Annotated in this window: 20 protein-coding genes and 1 pseudogene; 6 read left to right on the forward strand and 15 right to left on the reverse strand. The window is 59.4% G+C overall.

What is annotated here, in order from left to right; genetic code table 11:
• Positions 1-59: 59 nt before the first annotated feature.
• The 3 genes from AKL25_RS11350 to rpsO all read right to left on the reverse strand — a co-directional run bounded on the left by AKL25_RS11350 (position 60) and on the right by rpsO (position 4,362).
• The gene (locus AKL25_RS11350) at positions 60-1,346 is read right to left on the reverse strand and encodes an NAD(P)/FAD-dependent oxidoreductase (RefSeq protein ID WP_050477769.1); all 1,287 of its coding nucleotides are present in this window, start codon (positions 1,344-1,346) and stop codon (positions 60-62) included.
• 302 nt (positions 1,347-1,648) lie between these two features.
• Positions 1,649-3,781, reverse strand: coding sequence for a polyribonucleotide nucleotidyltransferase (pnp, locus tag AKL25_RS11355; RefSeq protein WP_050477770.1), 2,133 nt, complete (start codon positions 3,779-3,781; stop codon positions 1,649-1,651).
• 311 nt (positions 3,782-4,092) lie between these two features.
• Positions 4,093-4,362, reverse strand: coding sequence for a 30S ribosomal protein S15 (gene rpsO / locus AKL25_RS11360; protein ID WP_007881925.1), 270 nt, complete (start codon positions 4,360-4,362; stop codon positions 4,093-4,095).
• A gap of 190 nt (positions 4,363-4,552) precedes the next feature.
• Here rpsO and AKL25_RS11365 point away from each other — a divergent pair, with 190 nt between their 5' ends.
• Complete coding sequence (locus tag AKL25_RS11365; RefSeq protein ID WP_050477771.1) at positions 4,553-5,050, forward strand: outer membrane protein assembly factor BamE; 498 nt, start codon at positions 4,553-4,555, stop codon at positions 5,048-5,050.
• A gap of 70 nt (positions 5,051-5,120) precedes the next feature.
• Here AKL25_RS11365 and AKL25_RS11370 read toward each other — a convergent pair whose 3' ends face one another.
• The 4 genes from AKL25_RS11370 to AKL25_RS11385 all read right to left on the reverse strand — a co-directional run bounded on the left by AKL25_RS11370 (position 5,121) and on the right by AKL25_RS11385 (position 9,381).
• Entirely contained in the window at positions 5,121-6,482 is a 1,362-nt protein-coding gene (locus tag AKL25_RS11370) for a GntP family permease (RefSeq protein ID WP_050477772.1), read from the reverse strand.
• A 56-nt stretch (positions 6,483-6,538) separates the two neighbouring features.
• A complete protein-coding gene (locus tag AKL25_RS11375; RefSeq protein WP_050477773.1) occupies positions 6,539-6,922 on the reverse strand; it encodes a RidA family protein in 384 nt (127 codons plus the stop codon).
• Positions 6,923-6,992: 70 nt separating this feature from the next.
• On the reverse strand, positions 6,993-8,498 hold the full coding sequence (locus tag AKL25_RS11380; RefSeq protein WP_050477774.1) for an N-acyl-D-amino-acid deacylase family protein: 1,506 nt from the start codon (positions 8,496-8,498) through the stop codon (positions 6,993-6,995).
• Position 8,499: 1 nt separating this feature from the next.
• Positions 8,500-9,381 carry a MurR/RpiR family transcriptional regulator gene (locus AKL25_RS11385; RefSeq protein WP_050477775.1) on the reverse strand — a complete coding sequence of 294 codons (882 nt, stop codon included), beginning with the start codon at positions 9,379-9,381 and terminating at the stop codon, positions 8,500-8,502.
• Positions 9,382-9,557: 176 nt separating this feature from the next.
• Between AKL25_RS11385 and AKL25_RS11390 the strand changes: the two genes are divergently transcribed.
• The gene (locus AKL25_RS11390; protein WP_050477776.1) at positions 9,558-10,853 is read left to right on the forward strand and encodes an amino acid deaminase; all 1,296 of its coding nucleotides are present in this window, start codon (positions 9,558-9,560) and stop codon (positions 10,851-10,853) included.
• Positions 10,854-10,869: 16 nt separating this feature from the next.
• Positions 10,870-11,793 carry a sugar kinase gene (locus AKL25_RS11395; protein WP_050477777.1) on the forward strand — a complete coding sequence of 308 codons (924 nt, stop codon included), beginning with the start codon at positions 10,870-10,872 and terminating at the stop codon, positions 11,791-11,793.
• 114 nt (positions 11,794-11,907) lie between these two features.
• On the opposite strand, the gene AKL25_RS11400 is transcribed toward AKL25_RS11395, so the two are convergent.
• Positions 11,908-13,245, reverse strand: a complete 1,338-nt coding sequence (locus AKL25_RS11400; RefSeq protein ID WP_050477778.1) for a tetratricopeptide repeat protein — start codon at positions 13,243-13,245, stop codon at positions 11,908-11,910.
• Positions 13,246-13,530: 285 nt separating this feature from the next.
• On the reverse strand, positions 13,531-15,015 hold the full coding sequence (locus tag AKL25_RS11405; protein WP_050477779.1) for an aminotransferase-like domain-containing protein: 1,485 nt from the start codon (positions 15,013-15,015) through the stop codon (positions 13,531-13,533).
• A gap of 173 nt (positions 15,016-15,188) precedes the next feature.
• On the opposite strand from AKL25_RS11405, the gene AKL25_RS11410 reads away from it, so the two are divergent.
• The 3 genes from AKL25_RS11410 to AKL25_RS11420 all read left to right on the forward strand — a co-directional run bounded on the left by AKL25_RS11410 (position 15,189) and on the right by AKL25_RS11420 (position 17,911).
• A complete protein-coding gene (locus tag AKL25_RS11410) occupies positions 15,189-15,551 on the forward strand; it encodes a hypothetical protein (RefSeq protein WP_050477780.1) in 363 nt (120 codons plus the stop codon).
• Positions 15,552-15,698: 147 nt separating this feature from the next.
• On the forward strand, positions 15,699-17,210 hold the full coding sequence (locus tag AKL25_RS11415; RefSeq protein WP_050477781.1) for a sensor domain-containing diguanylate cyclase: 1,512 nt from the start codon (positions 15,699-15,701) through the stop codon (positions 17,208-17,210).
• The gene (locus AKL25_RS11420; protein WP_050477782.1) at positions 17,207-17,911 is read left to right on the forward strand and encodes an alpha/beta fold hydrolase; all 705 of its coding nucleotides are present in this window, start codon (positions 17,207-17,209) and stop codon (positions 17,909-17,911) included. Before AKL25_RS11415 ends, AKL25_RS11420 begins: the two co-directional genes overlap by 4 nt.
• Positions 17,912-17,915: 4 nt before the next feature.
• Here the strand turns inward: AKL25_RS11420 and AKL25_RS11425 are convergent, their stop codons facing one another.
• The 6 genes and pseudogenes from AKL25_RS11425 to AKL25_RS23720 form a co-directional block, all read right to left on the reverse strand.
• Entirely contained in the window at positions 17,916-18,458 is a 543-nt protein-coding gene (locus tag AKL25_RS11425) for a hypothetical protein (protein ID WP_050477783.1), read from the reverse strand.
• Positions 18,459-18,749: 291 nt separating this feature from the next.
• A complete protein-coding gene (pssA, locus tag AKL25_RS11430) occupies positions 18,750-19,616 on the reverse strand; it encodes a CDP-diacylglycerol--serine O-phosphatidyltransferase (protein ID WP_050477784.1) in 867 nt (288 codons plus the stop codon).
• A gap of 30 nt (positions 19,617-19,646) precedes the next feature.
• Complete coding sequence (locus AKL25_RS11435) at positions 19,647-20,288, reverse strand: phosphatidylserine decarboxylase (RefSeq protein WP_050477785.1); 642 nt, start codon at positions 20,286-20,288, stop codon at positions 19,647-19,649.
• A gap of 406 nt (positions 20,289-20,694) precedes the next feature.
• The gene (locus AKL25_RS11440) at positions 20,695-21,444 is read right to left on the reverse strand and encodes an SIMPL domain-containing protein (RefSeq protein ID WP_050477786.1); all 750 of its coding nucleotides are present in this window, start codon (positions 21,442-21,444) and stop codon (positions 20,695-20,697) included.
• A gap of 169 nt (positions 21,445-21,613) precedes the next feature.
• Positions 21,614-22,480: an ion transporter gene (locus tag AKL25_RS11445; protein WP_240475712.1), complete on the reverse strand. Its 867-nt coding sequence runs from the start codon at positions 22,478-22,480 to the stop codon at positions 21,614-21,616.
• A gap of 551 nt (positions 22,481-23,031) precedes the next feature.
• Positions 23,032-23,158: pseudogene (locus AKL25_RS23720) on the reverse strand (ketol-acid reductoisomerase); the annotation flags it as partial.

Raw genomic sequence — 23,158 nt, forward strand, 5'->3', positions numbered from 1 at the left:
TCCAGACGCAAAAAAGGCCGGCGCACATGCCGGCCTTTTTTTATTTCCGCCGGCAAGCCTTACTGGCTTGGCGCGTCGTCGGGCTTTTCCGCCGGCGTATCGATCGCGTTGGAAATCACGCGCGCACTGCGCTTGAACGTCAGGTACGCCCATGCCCAGTCGCTCATCACCAACAGGCGATTGCGGAAACCGATCAGAAAATACACGTGCACGAACAACCAGAACAGCCACGCCGGATAGCCGGAGAACTTGAAGTTGCCGACCATCGCCACCGCCGCCTTGCGACCGATCGTCGCCAGCGAGCCGTAGTCCTGATAGACGAAATTCTCAAGCGGTTTGCCGCCGATCCGATTGACGATGTTGCGCGCCGCGACGCGCCCCATCTGCTTCGCAGCGGGCGACACGCCCGGCACAGGTTTGCCGTCCGAGGTGACGGCGGCCAGGTCGCCGATGACGAATACTTCCGGATGATCCGGAATCGACAGTTCATTGCCAATGATCACGCGTCCTGCCCGGTCAAGCGGTACGTCGAGCGACTTGCCCAGAGGCGATGCGGCGACGCCGGCGGACCAGATCACGGTACGTGACGCCAGCCGCTGCTCGCCGCCTTGATCGGTATAGCGCACGCATTCTTCATCGATATGCGTGACGCGGCTGCCGGTGCGCACATCGACGCCCAGCTTGACCAGTTGCGCTCTCGCCTTCTCGGACAAGTCGGCTGGATAAGCGCCGAGCACACGTTCGGAGCCTTCCAGCAAAACCACTTTTGCCTGTTGCGGATCGATGCGGCGGAACTCGCCGCGCAAGGTATGGCGCGCAATCTCAATGAGCGTACCCGCCATTTCCACGCCGGTGGCGCCGGCGCCGATGACGGTGAAGGTCAGCCACTCTGCACGGCGCACCGGATCGGCTTCGCGCTCGGCGCGTTCGAACGCCATGAGGATGCGGCGACGAATATCGAAGGCGTCGGCCAGCGTCTTCAGGCCCGGTGCCAGCGGCGCCCATTCGTCGTGACCGAAGTAGCTGTGGGTGGAACCTGCTGCGACGATCAGATAGTCGTAAGCAATCTCGCTGCCGTCTTCCAGCGTCACCGTCCTGCGCGCGACATCGATCTTGCTGACAGCGGCCATCAGGCTGGTAAGATTGCGCTGCGTCGCGAGGATGCTGCGTATCGGCGCGCTGATTGCAGGCGCCGACAGGCCTGCCGTCGCCACCTGGTACAACAGCGGCTGAAACAGATGATGATTGCTGCGATCGATGATGGTGATGTCGACCTTGGCATCGGCCAGTTCGCGCGCGGCGGCAAGCCCGCCGAAACCGCATCCGACAATGATCACGTGAGGCATGGGACTCCTTTCAGATTCTGATGAAATGATGCTCCTCAATCGTCCTGATTATTTCCCGATCATTCTGCGATGACTTCCGCATTGTCTCAAAAGAACAAGGATCAGCCTAATGCCAGTTCTTATCGCGGGCAAGGAGTACAGATCAGAATCGGCGCAACGCCTACAGCGGCTTGCGAGGCTCTCCGACAAAAGACCGGCAAACGCCCCGCCAAAAAAAAATCCCCCAGGACCTTCGCCCTGAGGGATTCTGCACTACTTCAGTACTACCAGCGGATGAGGCATTGCCTGCATCCGCTTATGCATTACTGCGCGTCTTGCGAAGCAGGCGCTTCCGAGCCTTCTTGCGCTGCCTTCATCGACAGTTTCAGACGGCCGCGGTCGTCGGTTTCCAGAACCTTGACGCGGACTTGCTGGCCTTCTTTCAGGTAATCGGCAACGGCGTTGACACGCTCATTAGCGATCTGGCTGATGTGCAGCAGGCCGTCTTTGCCCGGCAGGACCTGAACGATCGCACCGAAGTCCAGCAGCTTCAACACGGTACCTTCGTAGACCTTGCCGACTTCAACGGAAGCGGTCAGTTCTTCGATACGGCGCTTGGCTTCCTGGCCGGCAGCAGCGTCGACGGAAGCGATGGTGACCACGCCTTCGTCGCTGATGTCGATCTGGGTGCCGGTTTCTTCGGTCAGCGCGCGGATGACGGCGCCGCCCTTGCCGATCACGTCACGGATTTTTTCCGGATTGATCTTGATGGTGATCAGGCGCGGAGCGAAGTCGGACAGTTCCGCCTTGCCGGCCGGAACGGCTTCCTGCATCTTGCCCAGGATGTGCACGCGGCCTTCCTTGGCTTGTTCCAGCGCGACCTGCATGATTTCCTTGGTGATGCCCTGGATCTTGATATCCATTTGCAGTGCAGTGATGCCGTTGGCAGTACCCGCCACCTTGAAGTCCATGTCGCCGAGGTGATCTTCGTCGCCCAGGATGTCGGTCAGGACGGCGAACTTGTTGCCTTCCTTGATCAGACCCATGGCGATACCGGCGACGTGCGCTTGCATCGGCACGCCGGCGTCCATCAACGCCAGGCAGCCGCCGCAGACCGAAGCCATCGACGAGGAACCGTTGGATTCGGTGATTTCCGACACCAGACGCACCGAGTAGCTGAACTCTTCAGCCGGCGGCAATGCAGCGATCAGCGCACGCTTGGCCAGACGGCCGTGACCGATTTCGCGGCGCTTTGGCGTACCAACGCGGCCGGTTTCGCCGGTCGCGAACGGAGGCATGTTGTAGTGGAGCATGAAGCGGTCCGAGTACTCGCCCATCAGCGCGTCGATCTTTTGCTCGTCGCGTGCTGTACCCAGGGTCGCGATGACCAGCGCCTGCGTTTCGCCGCGGGTGAACAGTGCCGAACCGTGGGTGCGTGGCAGCACGCCGGTACGGATGGTGATCGGACGCACGGTGCGTGTGTCGCGGCCGTCGATACGTGGCTCGCCGTCGAGGATTTGCGAACGTACGATCTTGGCTTCCAGATCGAACAGGATGCCGCCGACTTCTGCCGAATCCGCTGCCGATGTGCCCGCTGCTGCGGCATCTGCCGCCAGCGCTGCGTTGACTTCGGAAGTCACGGTCTTCAGCTTTTCGGTACGGGCTTGCTTGTCCTTGGTTTGATACGCAGCGCGCAGCTTGTCGTCAGCCAGTTCGGTGACGCGTGCGATCAGCGGCTCATTCTTGGCGGGAGCAGTCCATTGCACTTCAGGCTTGCCGCCGTCGCGCACCAGTTCATGGATAGCGTTGATGACCGCCTTCGATTGATCGTGACCGAACACGACTGCGCCCAGCATGATTTCTTCGGACAGTTGCTGCGCTTCGGATTCGACCATCAGCACGGCTGTTTCTGTGCCGGCGACGACCAGATCCAGTTGCGAGGTCTTTAATTGCGTTGCGGTCGGGTTCAGGACGTACTGGCCGTCGATGTAACCGACGCGTGCGGCGCCGACCGGGCCGTTGAACGGGATACCGGCGATCGACAATGCAGCCGACGCGCCGATCATCGCAGCGATGTCCGGATCGATTTCAGGATTGACGGACAGAACGTGGATGATGACTTGCACTTCGTTCAGGTAACCCTCTGGGAACAGCGGACGAATCGGGCGGTCGATCAGGCGCGATGTCAGTGTTTCCTTTTCGGATGGCTTGCCTTCACGTTTGAAAAAGCCGCCTGGGATACGACCCGCAGCGTACGTCTTTTCAATGTAATCGACGGTTAATGGGAAAAAGTCCTGACCTGGCTTGGCATCTTTGCGTGCCACGACCGTTGCCAGCACAACAGTGTCTTCAATCGAAACGACGACTGCACCGGAAGCCTGGCGAGCGATTTCGCCGGTTTCCAGCGTGACCTGGTGTTGTCCATACTGGAAGGTTTTAGTAACTTTATTAAACACGGTATTTCCTTTCTATATTGAACCCCTGCCTTGCCTTGCTTGGCGGGGATTCTTTTTTGCCGACAGATTTTCAGGCGCTGTCGTTCACCTCACCACAGATGTCCGTCACCGGCAAAACAAAGCCGCTGCAAGACACCTTACGAATCACGATCATTGGATGGGATCGCGGTACTGCAAAGAGGTTTTGCGAACCGCGAAAACGTCAACATCCAGGCAAAAGCGGAATCGCAAAAAACAAAATGCCCGCGTCAGAAACTGACGCAGGCATTTTGGCTATGAACCCTGAACCAGAAAGGTACGAGGGAACAAGATTACTTACGCAGACCGAGTTTTTCGATCAGTGCGCGGTAACGGTCGGCGTCCTTGCCCTTCAGGTAAGACAACAGGCTCTTGCGACGGTTAACCATCTTGATCAGACCACGACGGGAGTGGTGATCCTTGCTGTGTTCTTTGAAGTGACCGTTCAGGTCGTTGATGCGTGCTGTCAGCAGCGCAACTTGAACTTCCGGGGAGCCGGTGTCGTTTTGACCACGGGCGTTATCAGTAATAATGGCAGCCTTGGCTGCTTTTTCGATCGACATGCTATACCTTTCACAAGCGGTGTGCGGAGTGGCTTACCCTGCATACCGTGAACAAAAATTAAAAACTGGCCGAAATGACCAGAGGCGCAAGTATATAGCAAAAGATCAGCAGATTCAAATACTTACCGGAAAAGCGTAGAATCATAGTCCTTCCGGGAAATTATTCCCACCAACCTCTCTCCAACTGCTCATGAAACGCCTCATTCTTCCCATTGTCGCTGCAGCTGCCTTGTCCCTGAGCGGTTGCGCCTCGCTGTTCGCGCCGCCGGTCAATCCTGGCGACACCGAACAGCAAGTCGTCGCCCGCCTCGGCCAGCCGACCGCCGTGTATCCCGACGGCAACACGCACCTGCTGGAATATGCCGCCGGCGCTTTCGGCCAGTACAGCTACATGGCGCGCATCGGCCCGGACGGCAAGTTGATTTCTTACCAACAAGTCTGGACCGTACAGAATTTCCAATCGATCAAGGTCGACCAGGCCACCAAGGACGACGTGCTGCGCCTGGTCGGCCGCCCGACTGAAGTGACGCGTTATGCACGCATTCCTTTTGAGGCATGGAATTACGGCTTCAAGGAAAGCGGCGTCTGGAACTCGCAGATGACGGTCTACTTCGACGCCCAGGGCATCGTCCGCAAGGTGGAGAACGGCCCCGATCCGCGTTACGACGACAGCCGCCTGCGCTTCTGAATCTTCCGCGCCGCATAAAAAAAGCCGCTTCGAAAAGCGGCTTTTTCTTGTCCCAAACAAACCGGGAAAATCAGATCACCGTCGCCAGCGCCAGGGTGAACAGCAAGGCCAGCACGGAAATGAGGGTTTCGCACACAGTCCAGGTCTTGAAGGTCTGCGGCACGGTCATGTTGAAGTACTCCTTGACCAGCCAGAAACCGCCGTCATTGACGTGCGACAGGATCAGCGAACCGGCGCCGGTCGCCAGCACCATCAGTTCCGGACGAGCGCCGCCGCCCGCCATCACAATCGGCGCCACGATGCCGCAAGCAGTGGTCATTGCCACGGTTGCCGAACCGGTCGCCACACGAATCAGCGCCGCCACGAACCAGCCCAGCAGCAACGGCGACAAGTGCGCGTCGGTTGCGATGCCGACGATGGCCTTGGACACGCCGCCGTCCATCAGGATACGGCCGAAACCTGCGCCCGCACCGACCACCAGCGTGATGCTGGCGATCGGGCCCAGACATTCGTTGGTGAACTTCAGAATGGCTTCACGATTGAAACCGCGCATCTTGCCGAAGGTGTAGAAGCTGACCAGCGTTGCAATCAGCAGCGCGATCACCGAGTTGCCGATCAGGCGCAGGAAGTCGTTGGCGAAGGTCTTCGGCGTGAAGAACACGTCCGCCCAGCTGCCGATCAGCATCAATGCCACCGGCAACAGGATGGTGAACAGCGTGATGCCAAAGCCCGGCAATTCGCGCTTGATTCCGCCATTTGCGCCCTGATCGACGAACTGGCCGATAAGCGGGTTATCCGGATCAGGAATCACCACTTTCGACATCAGCTTGCCGAAGATCGGACCGGCGATGATCGCTGTCGGGATACCGACGATCAGCGCGTAGAGGATCGTACGGCCGATGTCTGCGTTGTAGGCAGTCACTGCCAGCAGCGCCGCAGGATGCGGCGGAATCAGGCCGTGCACCACCGACAAACCCGCCACCATCGGAATACCGACCAGCACCATCGAGGTGCCGGTGCGCTTGGCGACGTTGAATGCGATCGGGATCAGCAGCACGAAACCGACTTCAAAGAACACCGGCAAGCCGACGATGAACGCCACCGTCATCATCGCCCAGTGCACGTTTTTTTCACCGAAGGCATTGATCATGGTGGTGGCAATGCGCTCCGCACCGCCCGACTCCGCCATCATCTTGCCCAGCATGGTGCCCAGGCCGACCACCAGTGCAATGTGCCCCAGCGTATTGCCGACGCCGGTTTCAAACGACTTGACGATAGCGCCCATCGGCATGCCGACCGACAAACCCAGGATCAGCGACACCACGATCAGGACGATGAACGGATTCATCTTGAACTTGGCGATCAACACGATCAACGCGATCACCGCGACCAGCGCGTAGATCAACAACATGCTTCCTTGTACTGCTTCCATTTTTGGTCTCCTCACCCCAACCAGGGTGTCACTCAACTAAGCAATCGGCGCCTGCATCAGCGCTTGAATGCCACGCAATCCACTTCAACCTTGCAATCCACCACCATGGCCGATTGCACGCAGGCGCGCGCCGGCGGATTGGCGCCGAAGTATTCCTTGAAGACCTTGTTGAACGATTGGAAATCGCGGGTATCGTCCAGCCAGACGCCGCAACGCACGACGTGCTCAGGACCGTAGCCGGCTTCCTTGAGGATTGCCAGGACGTTCTTGATCGCCTGGTGCGATTGCGCGACGATGCCGCCGTCGATCACCTCGCCGTTGACCATGGCCACCTGGCCGGAGACGTACAGCCAGCCGTCCGCTTCCACTGCGCGTGCAAAAGGCAGATGCTGACCGCCGGTACCGGTGCCGCCGTCGACGCCATATCGTTTGATGCTCATTGTGTAACTCCTTCAGATAAATGATCCGGTGCGCGGCGTATTGACCGCCCCGCTCCGGCGTTGCAATGAATTAGTTTGCTGCAGCTTCTGCTGCGTCTTCCTGTATGCGGTTGCGCGCCAGGAAGCGCCCTGCGCGCTGGCCGGTCGCCTTCTTGTCCTCGCCGCGATACGACAGCACGCCGTTGACCCAGACCGCTTCGATGCCGTGGGCAGGCTGCATGGGATCGGTGAAGGTCGCGGCGTCGCGAATCGTCGTCGCATCGAACAACACCAGGTCGGCCCAATAGCCTTCCTTGACCAGGCCGCGATCGCTCAGGCCGAAACGCGAGGCCGACAGACCGGTCATCTTGCGCACCGCCACGGTGAGCGAAAACAGTTGCTGCTCGCGGCTGTAGTAACCCAGCACGCGCGGAAACGCACCCCACAGGCGCGGATGCGGCAGAGGATCGTTGGGCAGGCCGTCGGAGCCGATCACGGTCGAGGGATGGCGCAGGATGCGATTGACGTCGTCATCCGACATGCAGTGATAGACAGCGCCGGCCGGCATCAGGCGGCGCGCGGCTTCGGTCATGTCGACCTGCCATTCTTCGGCAATTTTTGCCAGCAGCTTGCCGCCCTGCTCCGGATGCGGCTCCGACCAGGTTACCTGGATGTCGTAGGTGTCCGTGACTTGTTTGAGGTCCAGCGTCGAGGAGCTTGCCGTGTAGGGATAGCAATCGCAGCCGACATGCTGATGCTTCTCGGCCTGCTCCAGGGCTGCCAGCACTTCGCTGCTGCGGCCCCAGTTTTCCACGCCGGCGCATTTGAGATGGGAAATCACCACCGGCACGCGCGCATGCTTGCCGATGCGGAAGGCTTCGTCCATGGCGTCGAGAATATCGGCAAATTCGCTGCGCAGATGCGTGGCGTACATGGCGCCGTATTCCGCCAGCGGTTCCGCCAGCGCCAGCACTTCTTCGGTCGGTGCATTGATCGCATTGCCATAGGCCAGACCGGTGCTCAGGCCCAGCGCGCCATGCTCCAGCGCTTCCGTCAGTTGGTCGCGCATGCCCTTGATTTCGGCGTCGGTCGCGGCGCGATCCAGGGTGTCCATATGATTGCTGCGCAGCGCCGTATGGCCGATCAGCGCCGCCACGTTCACGGACGGCTGCGCCGCTTCGATCGCCGCCACATAGCTGGAAAATGTCGGATAGGAGAACGCGCTGGACTGCCCCAGCAGATTCATCGGATCCGGCGGATCTCCCTTGAGCGTCACCGGCGCGGCGCTGATGCCGCAGTTGCCGACCACGACCGTGGTGACGCCCTGGGACAGTTTCGGAAACATCTCCGGCATGCGGATCACGTTGGTGTCGTCATGCGTATGCGCGTCGATGAAGCCCGGGCTCAATACCTTGCCCTTTGCATCGATCACATGATCGGCCTGCCAGTCCTGAAGGGAGCCGATGGCGGCAATGCGCCCGTCAAGCACGGCGACGTCGGCAACGACCGGGTCGGAGCCGCTGCCGTCAATCAGGAAAGCATTGCGAATCAGGGTGTCGCAATGTTGTGCAGGTGTGGAAGGTGTCGAGGTAGTCATATCAATCTCCGAGCGGCTGACGGTCGCCGCCGCCGCGATGCATGTCGAGTACATATTTGAGGCGTCGCAACTGCTCCTGGCTCCTATCCTTTTGCAGCAGCGCCAGTTCCAGCACCAGCATGTCCAGCGTCATCATCATGGCGTAGCGCGACGAGGACGGTTTGAAAATGAAATCGGTCTCCAGCGCTTTGATCGGCAACAGCACGTCGACCATGCCCGCCAGCGGCGAACCCAGGGCAGTGATGGCGACCATCTTGACGCCGTATTCTTTGGCGACCTCGCAGTTGGTGAGCAATTCAGGCACGTTGCCCGTGGTGGAAAACACCAGCAGCACGTCGTTCTTGTCCAGCGTCGCGGCGACCATGCGCTGCAACAAGGCATCGTGGTAAGTCGCCACCGGCCGGCCCAGGCGCACCAGGCGGTAACGCGCTTCGTCCGACAACATGGTGGAACCGCCGCCCATGCCGAAGGAATAAATCATGCGTGCATCACGCAACAATTCGGCGGCGCGATGCAGGGCATCCGGATTGAGCAAGGCGCGATTGACTTCGAGCACCGCATGGATGTCGTTATAGACGACATCGGCAAGCTCGGGCGGCTGCCCCGGCGGAATGGTCTTGACGCCGTCAAAAAATCGCTGGCCGACGGCAACCGCTTGCGCCAGCATGAATTTGAATTCGCGCACATCGCGGCACCCCATCGCTTTGGCAAAGCGGGTCACGCTGGCCAGGCTGACGCCGGCTTTTTGCGCGAGCTCGCCGATGCTGGCGCTGGCGGCGGTGGACAAGTCATTCAGGATCGCTTCGGCAACTTTTTGCTCGGCCAGACGCAATTGTCCGCTACGCTCAGTAATGCGTGAAACAATGTCAAAAGCTTGTGCCATGGCGTTGAATGCAGTCTCGATGGTGGCTCCACGCTTCCCGGCGGTGCTTTACAGTGCTTGAACAAAGCCTGAATGGGGCGTGAAAGAATTTTTCGTGTTAGTTTATAACACACTTCCAACATAGTAAATTCAGGACTATCATTACGTCAAATCAAATTTTTGAGGAGAAATTCAAGATGAGTGATACAAACTACCAGAACACTTGGCAAAGCGGCATCATCGATCCGCTCAACAAGGGCATCGGCACCTTGGCGGCGCCTGTGGCGCCCAACGCAGCCAACGCCCTGCCCTGGAATCTCCTCAACGAAGACCTGAGCCTGCCGACCGCTGTTCTGTACGAAGAACGCCTGTCGCACAATCTGGACTGGATGCAGCGCTTCGTCACGGAATACGGCGTCAAGCTGGCGCCGCACGGCAAGACTACCATGGCGCCGAAGCTGTTCGCGCGCCAGCTGGCAACCGGCGCCTGGGGCATCACCCTGGCTACCGCGCATCAGACCCAGGTAGCCTACCACCACGGCGTGCGCCGCGTGCTGATGGCCAATCAGCTGGTCGGCAAGCAGAACATGAACATCATCTCGGGCCTGCTGGAAGATCCGTCCTTTGAATTCTTCTGCCTGGTCGATTCGGCCGACCTGGTCGATCAGCTCGGCCGCTTCTTCTCGGCGCGCAAGCAAACCCTGAACGTGCTGCTGGAACTGGGCCCCGTCGGCGGCCGCACCGGCGTGCGCAACAACGAACAACAAGCCACCGTGCTGGCTGCGGTCAAACGCTGGGAAGGCAGCATCGCGCTGTCGGGCATCGAAGTGTACGAAGGCGTGTTGAAAGAAGAAGCCGACATCCGCCTGTTCTTGCAGCGCGCGGTGCAATGCGCCAAGGATCTGGCCGGCGAAGGCTATTTCAGCCATCGCTCGGCGCAAAAGCCGGTCGTGCTGACCGGCGCCGGCTCGGCCTGGTACGACGTGGTCGCCGAAGAATTCGCCGGCGCCGACATCGGCGTCCCGCTGGATGTGGTGCTGCGTCCCGGCTGCTATCTGACGCATGACGTCGGCGTCTACCGCGCCGCGCAGGAACAGATCCAGACGCGCAACCCGGTGGCAAAGAAAATGCGCAGCGAGCTGCTTCCGGCGCTGCAACTGTGGGCTTACGTGCAATCGATTCCCGAATCCGACAAAGCCATCATCACGCTGGGCAAACGCGACGCGGCGTTCGACGCCGGGCTGCCGCTGCCGGTCAAACTTTTTCGCCCCGACCGGGATACGGCGCCGGTCAATTCGCCCCTGCACTGGGAAGTCACCGGCATGATGGACCAGCATGCCTACCTGAAGATCCATGCGGGCGACGACATCAAGGTCGGCGACATGATCGCTTTCGACATTTCGCACCCTTGCCTGACCTTCGACAAATGGCGTCATCTGCCGGTACTGGACGGCAAGTTCAACGTTATCGACGTGGTACAAACCTTTTTCTGAGCAACGGCATCACATCATGAGCAAGAAAATCCTCGCCTACGGCGAAGCAATGGTGGAATTCAACCAGAGCATCGAAAACCCGCGCTATTACCTGGAAGGCTTCGGCGGCGACACCTCCAACTTCTGCATCGCCGCAGCGCGCCAGGGCGCCGATACCGGCTATGTCAGCGCCGTCGGCGACGACCATTTCGGCAAGAGCCTGCAAGCACTGTGGCGCACCGAAAAAGTCGACACGACGCACGTCGGCGTGATGCCGGGCGTGGCGTCGGGCGTCTACGTCGTCACGCATGACGACGACGGCCATCACTTCAACTACCTGCGCACCGGCTCCGCCGCCAGCCGTTACACCACCGCGCAATTGCCTTTGCAGGCGATTGCCGACGCCAAGGTGCTGCATTTGTCCGGCATCAGCCTGGCCATCAGCGAAAGCGCCTGCGACGCCGGCCTGGCCGCCATGGCGCATGCGCGCAAAAGCGGCACGCTGACCTCGCTCGACACCAACCTGCGCCTGCGCCTGTGGCCGCTCGAACGCGCGCGCGCAAAAATGGCGGAAGCCTTCGCCCTGTGCGATATCTGCCTCCCCAGCTGGGAAGACGTCAGCGCACTGACCGGGCTGGACGACCGCGACGCCATCGTCGACAAATTGCTGGCCTATGGGATCAAGCTGGTGGCCTTCAAACTGGGCAAGGAAGGCTGCTACGTCGCAACGCCGACCGAGCGCCGGCTGGTGGCGCCGCATGTGGTCGATGCGCTGGACGCCACCGGTGCGGGCGATTGCTTCGGCGGCGCTTTCATCGCGCAGATCGTTGAAGGCAAGGATCCGTTCACTGCAGCACGCTATGCCAATGTGGCGGCAGCCATCTCAACCACCGGTTATGGCGCGGTCGCGCCGATTCCGCTGGCGGATCAGGTCAATACCGTCGTCAGCCGCCTCGGCTGAGCAACACGGCTTTCGCAATGAAAAAGAGCGACGAGGATTAAACCTGTCGCTCTTTTCTTTTTAGGGGCAGTCCGGCATCGTCGGACACCTGTCGTGCCATATTTCGCCGACGCCTTAGCGTTTGCGTTGCGCGACCACCACCATTCCCACTACAGGCTGCCTGATTTCTTCGCGCAGCACGACATCCTTGATGCTCAGCAAATCGAAACCGTAGCGGCTCAGGCAACGCGTGACATACGCTGCGCTGTGCCGATAGCGGCCGCTCGGATGCAAGGAGAATCCGGCATCTTTCACCTCATCCTCGGCTGCCGTCTCGACGGTGAACAGGAAATAGCCGTGCTCCCGCAATGTGCTGGCGACTTTATCAAAGACCGTTTCCAGACCGCCGAAATAGATCATCGTGTCGGCTGAAAAGACCAGATCAAAGGCGCCGCTCTTTCCGGTCATGTAGTCGGTCACTTCCTGCTTGACGAGCTGGTCGTAGCCGCCGCGCGCCTCGGCCTGCGCCAGCATCTTTCCGGACAGATCGACGCCGGTCAGCGAGCGCGCATAAGGAGCGATAATCGGTTCGCACAAGCCGGTGCCGCAACCGATATCGAGCACATCGAATTGCTGCGCCGGCGCATCGATGACCTGCAGCGCCTGCTGCATCAATTCCGGGCCGCGATACGCCAGGCTGTCGACCAGATTGGCGTTGAAGGTTTCGGCGTAGCGATCGAAGTGCTTTTCGATATAACTGTCCGACGCCCGCTCCGGCACGTCTTGCTGTGCGCAGGCGGCAAACATGTGCACCGGAATCGGATTGCCGGGCTCTTCCGCCATCCATTGGCGATAGTGATCGGCGGCTTCCTGCAGGCGGCCCAAGAAATAATACGAAATGCCGAGCATCTGCTTGGACTTGCCCTCATGCGGGGGCAACACGAAAGCGCGGCATTGGTAATGCGCGCCGTTCATCTTGTCGCCGGCGGCCTCATAGATATTGCCGAGATGGATCAGCGCGGGACCAAAATCGGGGACCAGCTCCAGCGCCTGTTTGAAGGAGTGAATCGCAGCTTCGGTGTCGCCATGCTGAAGCTGCGACGAACCGAGGTTGTTCCAGACGACGTGGTCGCCCGGCTCCGCATCCAGCGAGGCCTGGTAGGCCTCCGATGCTTCCTCAAATTCGCGCAACCCGAACAGCACGTTGCCGAGATCGTTGTGCCAGTTGGCGTTATCCGGCTGCAACGCGCAAGACAGGCGGATATTCTGCACGCCTTCGCCGTCCTGGCCGTTCTGATAGAGAAAGATGCCGAGGTAATGCAATGCGATCGGCTGCAGCGGATCCTGCACCAGCACGTCGCGATAGATCTTTTCCGCCTTTTCAAGATCGCCTGCGGTATGAAAACCGATCGCCTGCTCCAATGACTGCAGCAGCGCGTCGCTACCCGCTCCCACCTGGGAAAGAGACTCCATGAGCATGTTCCTGTGACTTAGAACCGCTGACAAAACGCCGCCGTCTGCATCGGCGCACCTTGCCATCGGCGTTTTGTTAGCAGCTTTTGTTCTGATTCGGAGATACACTTGCCCGGCAGAAACGCATCGGATAGCGAACATTTCAGCACAATGCGCGATTCGCAAGACAAGCGGCTGATGGTTCGTCGCAGGGACACCGCACATTCTTACAATATTTTCTGCAAGAAGCAAAAAAAGCTTTCAGACGTGCGTCGGAAAGCTTTTTCGACATGGGAAAACCGGACTCTAGCCGAGCAATTGTCCGGTAATCACACCGAGCCTGCGCAAGGCCTGATCCAGTTCCCGCGTGAACGGCTTGCCGCAGCACAGCCGCAGATAGTGGTCGAAACGGTCTGAATTGGAAAAAATCACGCCCGGCGACACGCCGATGCCGTCATCCAGCGCCGCAGAAAATACCGCCTTGGACGACAGGCCGCGCGGCAGTTCCACCCACAGGCCGACGCCGCCATTGGGCACGCTCAGCCGGGTGTCATCGGGAAAATATTCGGCGATCGCCTCGCCCATCTGCTCGCGCTGATCCTTCAGGGTGCTGCGCAGGCGGCGCAGATGACGATCGTACGCCGGCGAGCCCATATAGTTGGCGGCGGTAATCTGGGTCCACTCTTCGTTGGCGCGGGTATAGGCGAACTTGAGCATCTTGACCCTATCGTTCCATTTGCCGCAAGTCATCCAGCCCAGCCGCATGCCGGGCGCCAGCACTTTGTTCAGCGAAGCGCAATAAATGACGTTGCCGCTCTTGTCCCAGACCTTGGCGGCTGAGGGTGCGACGTCGCCGTCAGCCAGTTCGCTGTAGGCGTCGTCCTCGATCAGCGGCACGCCCTGCCGTTCGCACAGATTGACCAGGCGCTCCTTGTGGCTGTCCGTCATGATGCAGCCGAGCGGATTCTGCAAGGTCGGCACCACCACCACCGCCTTGATGTTGCCGTAGGTCTGCATCGCCAGCTCCAGCGCTTCGATGGAGATGCCGGTATGCGGGCTGGTTGGGATTTCCAGCGCCCGCATGCCGAGGCTTTCCAGTGTCTGCAGCAGGCCGAAATAGGTCGGCGACTCCACCGCGATGGTGTCGCCGGCCTGCGCCACGGCGCGCAGTGCGAGATTAAGCGCTTCGATGCAGCCGTGCGTGACCACCACGTCGTCGGCGCTGATGCGAATGCCGGCATTGAGCGCGCGGCGCGCCACCACTTGCCGGAAATGGACGTTGCCGTTAATCGGCATGGGGCTGGTGAGCAAGGTCGGCTGCTCGCGCAAGGCCTTGATGGCGGCATTCTTGAGCGCGTCGACCGCATACAGTTCGGGCGAGCAACTCATGCCGCTCAGGTCTATCGTCGGCGCCTTCAGATGGCGGCGTGCGATGAACTCCGACACCTGCTCGTGAATCCCGACATATTGCGCCGGATCCAGCGGCGCCGAGATATTGGGTTCGCCGACCGGACGAATCACCGCGCGCCGCGGCTGGCGCACGAAATAGCCCGAACGCGGACGCGCTTCGAGCCAGCCGCCCTCTTCCAGATGGCGCAAGCTCTGCAGCGCGGTCGACAGGCTGACATGGTGTTGCCGCATCAGATCGCGCACCGACGGCATGCGGTCGCCTGCCGCCAGGGTTCCTGTCTGAATCGCCGACAGATAGTGCTCGGCAAGGCGGCGATAAATCGGCTGGCCGGCGGAAGCCGGCGCAGGTTCGGTAACGAGAGGTGGTGGTTGCATGTCCATGGTTCAATCTTCAGCGTTCCTCTGTTGCGGCGATAGATACAGAGCCGATGAAAACAGACGATAACAGATCGAAAATATGCCTGCTGTTTCGATTCACATCGCAACATCCTGTGCCTGTTTCGCAAAGCCCGTCCTGCCTAGACTATCCCTACGCCAACCAACAGGAAACGATCATGCGTACAGAAGACAGGCAAGCCACTCCCACCAGGATCCAGCTGAGCGCCGGACAAAGCCACTCCATGTGGACCGCGCGCGACACCGTCCTGTTTGTGCAATCCGGCTGCATTCGCCTGCGCGAGTCGCCGGAGTGGATGAGCGAAACCATTCTGAAGACGCTTTCGACATTGCAAGACGGCCAGCACTACCAGATCGAGCGCAGCGGCTGGACTTGCCTTCATGCAACAAAATCGGCGGAAGTATTGTGTTACGCCGGCATCAAGCCGCGCTATTTCTCACTGGATTTCATCACGCGCCTGCTGCGTGCGCCGACCCGGCGTTTGCGCACGATTGCCGCGCAACTGATGGCGTCTAAATAGCAGGATGCGAGGCACGGGCGAGACCAAAACAGCTTGCCTGTGCCGGATCAAACCGGCGTCAAAAAAATCCCGATTCAAGCCTGAAGATGGTGTGTCCCTTGCAATAAAGGCATTACACTACTGCATCGTTCACCCATCTCTATCGTTATGCAGAATGAAATCCGCCCCTCCGACGCAGCCGCATCAAGCACAGCAGGCAGCGACGATATCCTCAACGCGGACATGTTTGAACTGGCTCCCGTTTCCATGTGGCTGGAAGATTTCAGCGGCGTCAAAAAGCTTCTCGAAGAATGGCGCGCCGCCGGTGTCACCGATCTGCGCAGTTATCTGCAGGCCGATCTCTCCCGCGTGCATGCGTGCACACTCAACATCCAGGTCTTGCACGTTAACCAGAAAACGCTGCAGCTCTTTGAAGCGGACGACATCGCCCACCTGATCGCCAATCTCGACAAGGTGTTCCGCGACGATATGCTGCACACCCATATCGAGGAATTGCAGCAGGTCTGGGAAGGCAAAACCGAATTCTCCAGCCACAGCGTCAATTACACGCTGTCCGGAAAGCGCCTCGACATCCAGCTCAATGCGCGCATTCTGCCGGGCCATGAAGACAGCTGGTCGCGCGTGCTGCTGGCCGTGGAAAACGTCACCGAGCGCGAAACCGCCCGCCGCAAACTCACCCACAGCGAAGACTACGCGCGCGGCCTGTTTGAGTACTCGCCGATTTCCTTGTGGGTGGAAGACTTCAGCCAGGTCAAGCGCCTGTTCGGCGATTTGCGCCAGATCGGCATCAAGGATTTTCGCGTCTTCACGGATGTCCATCCGGAATTCGTCGAGCGCTGCATGCAGGAGATCCGCGTCATTGACGTCAACCAGCAAACGCTGACGATGTTCCATGCGCCGGACAAGTCCACCCTGCTGTCGCGCCTGAGCGAAGTATTCCGCGACGACATGCGCCCGCATTTCAACGAACAGCTCAGCGAACTCTGGCATGGCAACCTGTTCCACCAACGCGAGGTGGTCAACTACGCACTCAACGGCGAACAGCTGCATGTGCATCTGCAGTTCTCCGTGTTCCCCGGCCATGAACAGGACTGGGACCTGGTGCTGGTCGCCCTGACCGACATCACGGCCCGCAAGAAAGCGGAAGCCTATCTGGAATTCCTCGGCAAGCACGACGAACTGACCAAGCTGCATAACCGCGCCTTCATGGTCGATGAAATGAATCGCCTGGAGCGCAAAGGGCCCTTCCCGGTCAGCGTCATCATGGCCGATCTCAACGGACTCAAGGAAATCAACGATCAGCTCGGCCACGCTGCCGGCGACGCCCTGTTGCGCCGTGTCGGCGAAGTCCTGGGCAAGGCTACCGACAAACCGGTCTACGCGTCGCGCATCGGCGGCGACGAGTTCGCCATCCTCATGCCCGCTACGGATGAACGCAACGCCGCCGCCATGATGGAAAATATCCAGAAGCTGATCGACATCAACAACCAGTATTACTCCGGCTCGCCGCTGAGTCTGTCGATGGGCTGCGCCACCAGCCAGCATGGCGAACGTCTTGAGGCGACCATCCAGCGCGCCGATGCGCTGATGTACGAAGACAAACGTTCGTACTACGCCAAGGTGCCGGCGCATGACCGGCGCCAGTCCGCCGACGAATGAACGCAGCCCGTTTCGAACTGCAAGTCGACGATGAAGCAATCGTCGGCGATGTTCTGGGCGAGCCGCAGCAGCTGCGCGCTTTGTTTTTGCACGGCGCCGGCCAAAGCGATCGTCAACGCCAACGCCTGTTGCGTGAAGATCTGGCGCATGCCGGTTTCGGCAGCCTTGCACTGGATTTTTCCGGCCACGGCGAGAGCAGCGCCAACAGTCCCGGCTCCTTGAAAAAACGTTTGCGGCAAGCGCAATGCATGTCGGCGCATGCCGATGCCGACCGGGCTATCCGCACGGTCGTCGGCACCAGCATGAGCGGCGAGATCGCCCTGCGCCTTGCCTGCGAAAGCGGGAGCCGTATCGATCATGTCATTCTCATCGTCGGCGCCATTTACGACCGTGCCGCATTCCCGCTTCCGTTCGGACCTGAGTTCTCCGGCGCGATCCGCCGGCCGCAAAGCTGGCGCCACGCCGAGACGCTGGAATTGATTCGAGGCTATCGCGGCGGATTGACCCTGATCAGGGCGCTGGACGATGCCGTCATTCCGCATGAAGTAGCGGACTTGCTGGAACAGGCGGCCGTATCGGCGCGCTTTCGGCGCATCATCGACCTGCCCGCAACCGATCATCGCGTCAGCGAGAAAATGGCGAATGACGCAGCGCTGCGTCAGCGCATCGCTGCTGCAATCAAAACCGAAGACTGGAAGTAAATGCTCAGGCGCTGGTGCTGACCAGCGTGCCCACCGAGCCTTGCGCCACCGCACTGCTGACAGCCACGGAAGACAAGCCGGGGTTGCTGCTCAGGATATCGGCGAAATTGGCGGAAGCGCCGCTGCCGGCGGTCGGCGTAAAGACGCCGCTGCCGTTGTAGATGCCGTCTGTCGAGCCCGGGAAAGCCGAGGCCGTTGAAGCAGCGGAAGAACCCGAAGAACTGGAAAAATCTGAAGAAGCCGAATCGGATTTATTCAGCGATGCCAGAAAGGCCTTGCTGGCAGCCGCTGTTTCGTCGTTCGCCGCGCTTGACCGCGAAGCCGCTACGCTGCTGCCACGGGCCAGCACATGCAAAAGACCCGACGCGGTGTAGGTGACTGCGCCTTTGGGTGCGCCAGGCAGACTCAACACCACCGCCCCGCCGCTGGCAAGTGCAGCTGCCGTGCTGATCACTCCCGGGCTTTGGCCGAGGTCGACGACCGGCGCATTCCCTCCGAAGACATAGGGAATGGTGGCGGTGAACGAGCTGTTGACTGCAATTGCCATAAAACAATTCTCGTGGGAAATTCGCTGTTGTCCATGTAGATTAGCAGCGATCAAGGCAAATATCGATGCCAGCATGGCAACATCACCCCTGCTGCGGGTTCAATTTGTCCGATTTTAAATACAGTTTATTCAGCGCCGACAGGCAGGCCGTTACCGAAGCGATAACAATGTCGAGATCGGCAGCGACGCCGTTGACGATGCGGCACGATTTTGTTGGCGGTTCCGCCGGACAAACGTAAAAAAACCGCCCGATAACGCATGGGCGGTTTCTGAAACAGGCAAAAGAGACGCTTATTTTTCCTCGTGCTCCGTCTGGACGATGCTGACAGGCTTGCCCTTGATCTTGCGCCAGGCGTAGACGATATAGCCGGAAATGCCGTACAACACGAACAGGCCGAACAAGACCTTGGACGGGTCGCTCGAAATCGCCACCAGCACCACGACCACCAGCAATGCCGCAATGAACGGCACCGGCTTGCGGAAGTTGATGTCCTTGAAGCTGTAGAACGGCACATTGGTGACCATGGTGATGCCGGCATACAGCGTAATCACCCAGGAAGCCCAGCTCAGGTCCGTACCGGCAAACCGCAGGTCATCCATCAGCCAGACAAAGCCCGCCACCAAGGCGGCCGCTGCCGGGCTGGGCAAGCCCTGGAAATAGCGCTTGTCGACTACGGCGATGTTGGTGTTGAAACGCGCCAGACGCAAGGCGCCGCCGACGCAATACACGAATGCCGCCAGCCAGCCCAGTTTGCCCATGCCGCGCAAGGACCATTCATAAACCACCAGCGCCGGCGCCGCACCGAAAGACACCATGTCCGACAAACTGTCGTATTGCGCGCCGAATTCGCTCTGGGTGTTGGTCATCCGCGCCACGCGGCCGTCGAGACTGTCCAGCACCATCGCCACGAAGATCGCAATCGACGCGTGATCGAACTTGAGATTCATTGCCATGACGATGGCATAGAAACCGCAAAACAGCGCCGCCGTAGTGAATGCGTTGGGCAACAGGTAGATGCCGCGCGAACGCCGCGGACGCACGATCGGCGCGCCATCGGCATCTTCCAGTTGCGCGGGGTACATCGGCGCTTTATGGCTGCGCAAGGATTTCGGAAAAGGGATGCTTCCCTTGTTTTTGCGTTTGCGGAAAGTTGCCATGTAAAGTCCGTCTCAGTATGCGTCAGGTGTTCAGAATTCAGCCAGGATCGTTTCCGTTGCCGAGACCTTTTCACCAACGCTTACCTTTGGCGTGGCAGTCAACGGCAGATAGACGTCAACGCGAGAACCAAAACGGATAAAGCCGTAGCGCTGACCGCGCGCCAATACATCGCCGGCTTTGACGTAGCACAGGATGCGGCGTGCGATCAGACCGGCGACTTGCACGCAAGTGACGCTCTGGCCGTTGGCGGCAGTGATCGCCAGCGCATTGCGCTCGTTTTCCAGCGATGCCTTGTCCAGATCGGCATTGACGAATTTGCCCGGAAAATATTGTACGGTTTCGATCTTGCCATCCACCGGCGCGCGGTTGGAATGGACGTTGAACACGTTCATGAACACGCTGATCTTCAGCGCTTCACGGTTGGTATAGGGATCATGGGCCTTGGCCACCACCACGATGCGACCGTCGGCAGGCGACAGCACGGCGTTCGGATTTTGCGGGATCGTGCGCGGCGGGTCGCGGAAAAATTGCAGCACGAACAGCGCAATGATCCAGAAGGGAATCGACCATGCCCCGCCGATCAGCGTGACAATAATGGCGACAACGACAGCGATACCGAGGAAGGGCCAGCCTTCGCGGGCAATAATAGGATGTGGATAATGGTTATTCAACGTTGCTCCGATAGTCGCTGATGAGTTTCAAAATAATAAAGCGTGCCTATTCTAGACGAGCGCCCCGCAAATGTAACGTGAAGCGCAGCCAATCAACAGACTTTTACCGGTTGGAGCACCAATTAAAGGTCGCGGGATGCCACTTGGAACGCGTTTGCAGGCCGGATCGATGCCGATTGAAGCGCTGCAACGGAAAAATGCGGAAAAGGGTCGAGGTATCGGCACCCCTGTTTATTCTTGGGGTAAGGCGCATTCTATCGCGAAGCGGCCGTCGCGTCATATTGCCAAAATGAACACGGGACGCGATGCCATCCCGGCGTTCCGGTTTGACAAGCACATCCCGTACATCAGCGGACGCAGGATACCGCCGCAGCGGATCCCCGGCATCGTCCATACAGCCACTTTCTTACTTGAACCTCACCTTGCCGACCAGGCGCATGGTGAGAGTCGACTCACCCGCCTCGAAGCTGGGTTCGGCGACGACATCCTGCGCCGGCGCCGAGGCGCGCATCATCATGGCCTTGGGCGCCGCATCGTGCCCCGCATAATTGCCTGAACCTTCGAAATCCACGGTCTCGACCACCGCGTCCGCCGGCGTGCGCGCCATGGCGCGTGCAATCGAGGCAATACGTTCATTGAGGTTCTTATAGGTAGCGTCGATCAACGCGTCGTCGAGCTTCTTGCTGCTCGCCGGCGTCAGGCCGAATTCCAGCCCGTTGAGCGCCAGCACGCTTTGTACCGCGGCCACCGTCTTCGGCAGACCGGCGAGGTTGGTGGTGGTCACCTCAAGATACTGACCGACGCGCCAGCCGACAATCGGCCGCGGCTTGTTGACGTTACCGGCGCGCGGCTGCTCGTCGGAGTAGACGGCATAGGTGAAATAACCGCGTGTTTTCAGTTGCGCCTGCGGATCCTGCCGTTTGACGATGTCGATGCCCTGCTTCATCTTTTGATTGACGCGCGATGCGGCGGCGGCTTTGTCCTTGTCCTGCTCCTCGATTAGCAGCGTTGCACGGGCCTGGTCATTGGGCACCGTGATTTCGCCGGTTGCCGGCACCACCACTTGCGTACCGGCGGTTTGCGCTGCCTGCGCATGCGCCGCCAGGCTTGCCGTCGCCAGCATGATCGACAACATCAGATTACGGGATCGCACCATGAAACTCTCCAAATAAAAAACACGAAATAAAAACGGACACGCTCTTTGCAACTTCGCTCACCGCATCGTCGGCATGGTTGAACTGTCGCCGTTTTGACGTAACGATACCGGCATTAGTTCGAAGCACGATTTAAATCTTTGTGACAAAACGTAGAGATGGAACGGTCATCTAGCCCGTATCGCGTTGATACGGCGCCAACGCATGCCCGCAATGCTTGCAAAATCCGGCCTCCGCCTCATGCCCTTCGGTCAGGCAATCCGGACAGGTACGTGTCGTCGGCTTGCGCGCCATCATGCTCATCGCCAGCTCGGCGCCGACGATCCCGGTCGGCAGCGCAATCACGCCGTAGCCCAGCAGCATCGCCAGCGAAGTAATCATCTGTCCGAGCGGCGTATGCGGGTGAATGTCACCGTAGCCGGTCGTGGTCATCGTGACGATGGCCCAGTACATGCTCACGGGAATGCTGGTAAAGCCATTCTTGGGACCTTCGACGACATACATCACGGTGCCGAGAATGATGCTGAGAATCGCCATCGTCGCCAGAAACACCATGATCTTGTGGCGGCTGTTGCGCAAGGCTTGCAACAGCACCTGCGACTCATCGAAGTAGCGAGGAATCTTCATCACACGAAACACGCGCAGCATGCGCAACAGGCGGATGTCGACCAGGACGTGGAATTCCGGCAGGAAGAACGCCAGGTAGCTCGGCAGGATCGACAGCAGATCGATCACGCCGAAGAAACTGGTGGCATAGCGCCAGGGACGTTTTACACACAACAGCCGCACCACATATTCGACGGTAAACAACAGGGTAAATATCCACTCCAGAATCCCGAGCAGGAAGAACTCGCGCTCGCGCACCACCTCGACGCTGTCGATAATGACGACCAGCACACTGCACAGAATCAGCAACAGCAAGGCAACATCAAAGCGCCGGCCGGCACGCGTGTCGGCTTCGAAGATGACGGTGTACCAGCGCAGACGCCAGCCCTCCTCGGGCTTGCCGAATTCGGGTCTGGCGGTAGATGAGGTCATTCTCATGTAGATCCTTGATGGAGGTAATGCAACGCTTCAAATCTCAACGAATTTTGAACATTACACAAATTCACCTGTATTTCATACAGGCATAAAAAAAGGACGCTTGCGCGTCCTTTTCTTCAAACAACTTTCCATCTACTTTCGTCGTCCCGGCGAACGCTGGGACCCAGTGACGTCAGCGTTTCATCCAACCGTCTTTACGACACTGGGTTCCAACTTCCGTTGGAACGACAATGCTGAGATAAGAATTAGTTCTTCGACTGGTCCACCAGCTTGTTAGCCTTGATCCACGGCAGGCTGGACGGGGTTTCGCAAAACACCGCTTTGCGCCGTCCTGCCCAGGGCGCGCATGCTTGCGCGTCCTGTGATGATGCCCATGATCGCGGTTCGGGATCGTGTTAGTTCTTCGACTGGTCCACGAGCTTGTTGGCCTTGATCCACGGCAGGCTGGACGGGCTTTCGCAAAGCACCGCTTTGCGCCGTCCTGCCCAGGGCGCGCATGCTTGCGCGTCCTGCGATGATGCCTGCGATCGCGGTTCGTGCTCTGATTAATTCTTCGACTGGTCCACGAGTTTGTTGGCTTTGATCCAAGGCATCATCGCGCGCAGCTTCTCACCCACAATTTCGATCTGGTGTTCAGCGTTGATGCGACGACGCGACAGCAAGGTCGGTGCA

Source organism: Herbaspirillum rhizosphaerae, from assembly GCF_001189965.1.
GTDB classification, from domain to species: Bacteria; Pseudomonadota; Gammaproteobacteria; order Burkholderiales; family Burkholderiaceae_D; genus Herbaspirillum; species Herbaspirillum rhizosphaerae.

Bases quoted from the DNA above. Each gene is read 5' to 3' on its own strand.
- AKL25_RS11350 (WP_050477769.1), bottom strand. From the start codon at position 1,346: ATGCCTCACGTGATCATTGTCGGATGCGGTTTCGGCGGGCTTGCCGCC.
- rpsO (WP_007881925.1), bottom strand. From the start codon at position 4,362: ATGTCGATCGAAAAAGCAGCCAAGGCTGCCATTATTACTGATAACGCC.
- AKL25_RS11365 (WP_050477771.1), top strand. From the start codon at position 4,553: ATGAAACGCCTCATTCTTCCCATTGTCGCTGCAGCTGCCTTGTCCCTG.
- AKL25_RS11370 (WP_050477772.1), bottom strand. From the start codon at position 6,482: ATGGAAGCAGTACAAGGAAGCATGTTGTTGATCTACGCGCTGGTCGCG.
- AKL25_RS11375 (WP_050477773.1), bottom strand. From the start codon at position 6,922: ATGAGCATCAAACGATATGGCGTCGACGGCGGCACCGGTACCGGCGGT.
- AKL25_RS11380 (WP_050477774.1), bottom strand. From the start codon at position 8,498: ATGACTACCTCGACACCTTCCACACCTGCACAACATTGCGACACCCTG.
- AKL25_RS11385 (WP_050477775.1), bottom strand. From the start codon at position 9,381: ATGGCACAAGCTTTTGACATTGTTTCACGCATTACTGAGCGTAGCGGA.
- AKL25_RS11390 (WP_050477776.1), top strand. From the start codon at position 9,558: ATGAGTGATACAAACTACCAGAACACTTGGCAAAGCGGCATCATCGAT.
- AKL25_RS11395 (WP_050477777.1), top strand. From the start codon at position 10,870: ATGAGCAAGAAAATCCTCGCCTACGGCGAAGCAATGGTGGAATTCAAC.
- AKL25_RS11400 (WP_050477778.1), bottom strand. From the start codon at position 13,245: ATGGAGTCTCTTTCCCAGGTGGGAGCGGGTAGCGACGCGCTGCTGCAG.
- AKL25_RS11405 (WP_050477779.1), bottom strand. From the start codon at position 15,015: ATGGACATGCAACCACCACCTCTCGTTACCGAACCTGCGCCGGCTTCC.
- AKL25_RS11410 (WP_050477780.1), top strand. From the start codon at position 15,189: ATGCGTACAGAAGACAGGCAAGCCACTCCCACCAGGATCCAGCTGAGC.
- AKL25_RS11415 (WP_050477781.1), top strand. From the start codon at position 15,699: ATGCAGAATGAAATCCGCCCCTCCGACGCAGCCGCATCAAGCACAGCA.
- AKL25_RS11420 (WP_050477782.1), top strand. From the start codon at position 17,207: ATGAACGCAGCCCGTTTCGAACTGCAAGTCGACGATGAAGCAATCGTC.
- AKL25_RS11425 (WP_050477783.1), bottom strand. From the start codon at position 18,458: ATGGCAATTGCAGTCAACAGCTCGTTCACCGCCACCATTCCCTATGTC.
- pssA (WP_050477784.1), bottom strand. From the start codon at position 19,616: ATGGCAACTTTCCGCAAACGCAAAAACAAGGGAAGCATCCCTTTTCCG.
- AKL25_RS11440 (WP_050477786.1), bottom strand. From the start codon at position 21,444: ATGGTGCGATCCCGTAATCTGATGTTGTCGATCATGCTGGCGACGGCA.
- AKL25_RS11445 (WP_240475712.1), bottom strand. From the start codon at position 22,480: ATGACCTCATCTACCGCCAGACCCGAATTCGGCAAGCCCGAGGAGGGC.